Annotated in this window: 5 protein-coding genes; all 5 read right to left on the bottom strand. The window is 73.1% G+C overall.

Annotated elements, in window-relative coordinates; genetic code table 11:
* The coding region (locus tag DY245_RS34500) for a hypothetical protein (RefSeq protein ID WP_425329480.1) at positions 1-534 on the bottom strand (534 nt) is incomplete at its 3' end.
* Positions 535-648: 114 nt separating this feature from the next.
* The gene (locus tag DY245_RS34495; RefSeq protein WP_128511052.1) at positions 649-1,446 is read right to left on the bottom strand and encodes a type III pantothenate kinase; all 798 of its coding nucleotides are present in this window, start codon (positions 1,444-1,446) and stop codon (positions 649-651) included.
* 100 nt (positions 1,447-1,546) lie between these two features.
* Positions 1,547-2,599 carry a carboxylating nicotinate-nucleotide diphosphorylase gene (gene nadC, locus DY245_RS34490; RefSeq protein WP_128511051.1) on the bottom strand — a complete coding sequence of 351 codons (1,053 nt, stop codon included), beginning with the start codon at positions 2,597-2,599 and terminating at the stop codon, positions 1,547-1,549.
* Between the two features lie 65 nt (positions 2,600-2,664).
* On the bottom strand, positions 2,665-4,461 hold the full coding sequence (locus DY245_RS34485; RefSeq protein WP_128511050.1) for an L-aspartate oxidase: 1,797 nt from the start codon (positions 4,459-4,461) through the stop codon (positions 2,665-2,667).
* Positions 4,458-4,818 (bottom strand): pantoate--beta-alanine ligase (locus tag DY245_RS34480; RefSeq protein WP_147318405.1); only part of this gene is annotated, 361 nt, incomplete at its 5' end. The genes DY245_RS34480 and DY245_RS34485, both read right to left, overlap by 4 nt.

Raw genomic sequence — 4,818 nt, 5'->3', positions numbered from 1 at the left:
GGGCTCCGGCTTGCGCTCCGGTTTCGGCTCCCTCCCGGGCTCCGGTTCCCGCCCGCCTCGGGCGCCTGAGCGGCCGCCTGGCAGCGCGCGCAGCCGGACCCGCACGGAGATGTCGGCCAGCTGCTCGCAGTGGCGCAGCAGGGCGCTGCGGCGCTCGCGCTCGGCCGGCCCGGCGCGCCGGGTGCGCAGCGCGCGCAGGGCGGCGAGGTCGTCGGGGCCGGGGACGTACCCGGTGTCCAGCGCCTCCTTCAGCCGGGCGAGATAGCCGGCGGCGGAGCCGGGCAGGGCTTCGCGGTAGCGGGCGAGGTCGGCCAGCAGGAAGGCGCGCAGCCGGCCGCCTTCGCGGGCCGCCTCGTCGACCGCCTCGGCCAACCGGAGATATTCCTGGATGTCCTGCGACCACTCCGCGCCGAAGGCACTGAGCGGGGCGGAGTGGGACGTCGTCTGGAGGGCATGGGCGAGGGCGCGACGGAGCACACGCAACTCATCGGCGCTGAACGCCATGCCGCCGCGGGTTCCGTTTGGCATTGGCATGTGGCGACTTTACGACCGTTTTCGACAAAAGCCGCTTAATTCGTGAATGGTGGCGCGGCAGCCTGTGTGTGTCCCCCTGACGACCGGGCCGCCTTACGACACCACCGGGCGGCGTCAGGACCGGGCGATGTTCCGCTCGTAGACCAGCCGCAGCCCGATGAGGGTGAGCCACGGCTCGTGCTCGTCGATCACCGAGGACTCGCCGAGCACCATCGGGGCAAGGCCGCCGGTGGCGATCACGGTCACCTCGTCCGGGTCCTCGGCCAGCTCCCGCGCCATCCGCTGCACCACACCGTCGACCTGGCCGGCGAAGCCGTAAAGGATGCCGGACTGCATCGCCTCGACGGTGTTCTTGCCGATCACGCTGCGCGGCCGGGCCAGCTCGATCTTGCGGAGCTGGGCGCCCTTGACGCCCAGCGCGTCCACGGAGATCTCGATGCCCGGCGCGATCACGCCGCCGACGTACTCGCCGCGCGCACTGACCGCGTCGAAGGTGGTGGCCGTACCGAAGTCGACGACCACCGCGGGGCCACCGTAGAGCTCGACCGCCGCCAGGGCGTTGATGATCCGGTCGGCGCCGACCTCCTTCGGGTTGTCCATGAGGATCGGCACACCCGTCTTGACGCCCGGCTCCACCAGGACGGCGGGTACGTCCCCGTAGTAGCGGCGGGTGACCTCGCGCAGCTCGTGCAAAACGGAGGGCACCGTAGAGCAGATGGAGATGCCCTCGATGCCGTCGCCCAGGTCGTCGCCGAGCAGCGGGTGCATCCCCATCAGGCCCTGGAGGAGGACGGCGAGCTCGTCGGCGGTGCGGCGGGCGTCGGTGGAGATCCGCCAGTGCTCGACGATCTCCTCACCGTCGAAGAGGCCGAGCACGGTGTGGGTATTTCCTACGTCGATGGTCAGGAGCATGCTCCGCACCGCCTCCGGTTCACATCACGCACGAAGGGCTCGCCTGGGGTGGTGGGTGGGGCCACGGGTGGGCCTACGTCGATGGTCAGCAGCATGGCGGTCAGCGGTCCTCGGGCAGATCGGCGTCCTGGCCCTCGTCCTCGCGCAGATCGAGGCCGATGTCGAGGATCGGGGAGGAGTGCGTGAGCGCGCCCACCGCCAGGTAGTCGACGCCGGTCTCGGCGTACGTCCGGGCGTTGTCCAGGGTCAGCCGGCCCGACGACTCCAGCATCGCGCGCCCGGCGACCAGTTCCACGGCCTCCCGGGTCTGCTCGGGGGTGAAGTTGTCCAGCAGGATCAGATCGGCGCCCTCGGCGAGGATCGGCGGGATCTGGTCGATCCGGTCGACCTCCACCTCGATCGCCAGACCGGGGAACTCGTTCCGTACGGCCGTGAACGCCGCGGCCACGCCGCCCGCCGCGACCACGTGGTTGTCCTTGATCAGCGCCGCGTCCGACAGCGACATCCGGTGGTTGACGCCGCCACCGCAGCGCACCGCGAACTTCTCCAGGGCGCGCAGCCCCGGCGTCGTCTTACGGGTGTCCCGCACCTCGGTCTTCGTTCCCTCCAGGACATCGGCCCAGGCCCGGGTCGTGGTCGCGATGCCCGAGAGCCGGCACAGGATGTTCAGCGCGCTGCGCTCGGCGGTGAGCAGATCGCGGGTGCGGGTGGTGACGCTCAGCAGTTTGGTGCCGGCCTCGACCCGGTCGCCGTCCTCGACGTGGCGCTCGACCGCGAACTCGTCGGTGCAGACGATGGACAGCACCGCCTCGGCGATCCGCAGCCCGGCGACCGTACCGGCCTCACGGGCGGTGAAGTCGCCGGTGGCGACCGCGTCTTCGGGGACGGTCGCCACGGTCGTGACGTCCACGCCCTGGTCGAGGTCCTCCTCGACGGCGAGATGGGCGATGTCCTCGACCTGTACGGGGTCGAGCCCGGCGTTCACCAGGAGCGCGGCCAGGTCGGGGTCGAGGCCGCAGGTCAGCGGGTCGATCTCGTACGAGCCGTCGTCGCCGGCGCAGCCGCAGGCGTCGCCGCAGCCTCCGCCGGTGGGGGCGCCGCCGGTGGGCCCGCCGATCTGGAGGAGGGGGAGGTCGTCGGAGGTGCTGCTCACGGGATGGGCTCCGTATTCGGGGTGGGGGTGGGGTCGGTCTGTCTTGGCGGGCGGTGGATCGCTGGTTACGGGGTGGCCGTCGACGGGAAGTCGGCGGTCTCCGTGGTCCGGATGCTCAGCGCGCGGTCCGCGTCCAGGGTGATGCGGAAGTGCCGGCGCCAGGAGGCATCGTCCCGGTCCGGGTGGTCCTCGCGCCAATGGCAGCCGCGGGTCTCCTCGCGACGCTGCGCGGCGGCGACCAGAACACGGGCGACACACAGGAGGTTGGTGGCCTCCCAGGCCTCCACGCCGGGTTCGGGGGCCTTGCGGTCGGTGCCGGGGGCGGGGGCGCCGTCCTGGCCGGCCGCCGCGCTCGCCTCGCGGTGGATGCCGTCCAGTTCGGCGGCGGCCCGGGCCAGGCTCTCGGCGCTGCGCAGCACACCGGCACCGGCGGTCATGATCCGCTGGACGGCCGTGCGGGTCTCGGGGGCGAGGAGCGGGAGGGTGGTGCGGGGGCCGGACACGGTGGCTGCCCCGGTGGGGCGCGCCGAGGTCTCCGGCTCGCCGCCGTCGGCACTGCCGGGGGCGGCGATGTCCGAGGCGGCGATGTCCGAGGCGATCCGCTCCGCGAAGACCAGGCCCTCCAGGAGGGAGTTGGAGGCGAGCCGGTTGGCGCCGTGGACGCCGGTGCAGGCGACCTCGCCGCACGCGTACAGGCCGGGGACCGTGGTGCGGCCGCGCAGATCGGTGCGTACGCCGCCGGAGGCGTAGTGCGCGGCCGGGGCGACCGGTATCGGCTCGGTGACCGGGTCGATGCCATGGCTGCGGCAGGCCGCGAGGATGGTCGGGAAACGGCTCTCCCACATCTGGGCACCGAAGTGCCGGCCGTCCAAATACATGTGCCCGACGCCCTGTTCGTGCGCCCGGCGCATGATCGCTTTGGCCACGATGTCGCGGGGCGCCAGCTCGGCGAGCTCATGCATGCCGGCCATGAAGCGGGTGCCGTCGGCGTCGACGAGATGCGCGCCCTCGCCCCGTACGGCCTCGGAGATCAGCGGCTGCTGGCCCTCCGCTTCCGGGCCCAAATACAGGACGGTGGGGTGGAATTGGACGAATTCCAGGTCGGAGATCTCAGCGCCGGCGCGCAGCGCCAGGGCGACCCCGTCGCCGGTGGAGACGGCCGGGTTGGTGGTCGCGGAGAAGACCTGCCCCATGCCTCCGGTGGCGAGCACCACGGCCGGGGCGTGCACGGCCCCCACCCCGTCGTGCTGGCCCTCCCCCATGACGTGCAGGGTGACGCCGGACGTACGGCCGTCGGCGTCCGTGAGCAGGTCGAGGACGAGCGCGTTCTCGATGGTGCGCAGCCCGGCGGCGCGGACCGCTTCGACGAGCGCGCGGGAGATCTCGGCACCGGTGGCGTCGCCGCCGGCGTGCGCGATACGGCGGCGGTGGTGGCCGCCCTCGCGGGTGAGCGCTATCTCGTCGCTGCCGGGCGTGGTGTCGAAGCGCGCGCCGGTCCGGATCAGCCGGTGCACGGCGTCCGGGCCTTCGGTGACCAGGGCGCGTACGGCCGTCTCGTCGCACAGTCCGGCGCCCGCGACGAGGGTGTCGGCCAGATGCTGCTCCGGGGTGTCGCCGTCGCCGAGGGCCGCCGCGATACCGCCCTGCGCCCAACGGGTGGAGCCGTCGTCGAGGCGGGCCTTGGTGACGACGACGGTCCGACGGCCGGCCGCGGCGCAGCGCAGCGCGGCGGTCAGCCCGGCCACCCCCGAGCCCACGACGACGACATCCGCTTCGATGGACCAACCGGGGGCGGGGGCGTTCAGGCGTATGCCGGTGCCTGATACGGGGCCGGGGCCGGTGGTGGTTCCGGTGGCGGTCATCGGGTCGCTCCGAGGGGGCCTTGAGGGGTGGTGGGTGCGCCGGGGGAGGTGGCGCCGGAGGAGGTGGCTTCCGTAGTGGATGCGTCGGTGGCCGTCGCGCTCCGGTGGTCCGTCGTTTCCGGGCGCGGGGCGCCGAAGGTGAGACGGATGTTGTCGATGAGCCGTGTGGTGCCGACCTTGGCGGCGACCGCGAGGATCGCCTCGCCCTCGTACGCGTCCGGGATCTCGGTGAAGTCGGACGGGTCGACCAGGGCCAGGTAGTCGAGCACGAGCGGCGGGTCGAGGCGGGCGGCGTCCTCCAGGACCGCGCGGGCCGCGGCGCGCGCCACGGACGGGCCGTGCGGCGGCCCCGCGGCG

Source organism: Streptomyces inhibens (assembly GCF_003389455.1).
In the GTDB taxonomy this organism is placed as follows: Bacteria; Actinomycetota; Actinomycetes; order Streptomycetales; family Streptomycetaceae; genus Streptomyces; species Streptomyces inhibens.
Note: the sequence above shows the minus strand (reverse complement) of the source record. Positions and strands in the feature narration are given on the sequence as shown.

Excerpts from the sequence above, each read along its gene's own strand:
- DY245_RS34495 (WP_128511052.1), bottom strand. The coding sequence starts at position 1,446 with ATGCTCCTGACCATCGACGTAGGAAATACCCACACCGTGCTCGGCCTC.
- DY245_RS34485 (WP_128511050.1), bottom strand. The coding sequence starts at position 4,461 with ATGACCGCCACCGGAACCACCACCGGCCCCGGCCCCGTATCAGGCACC.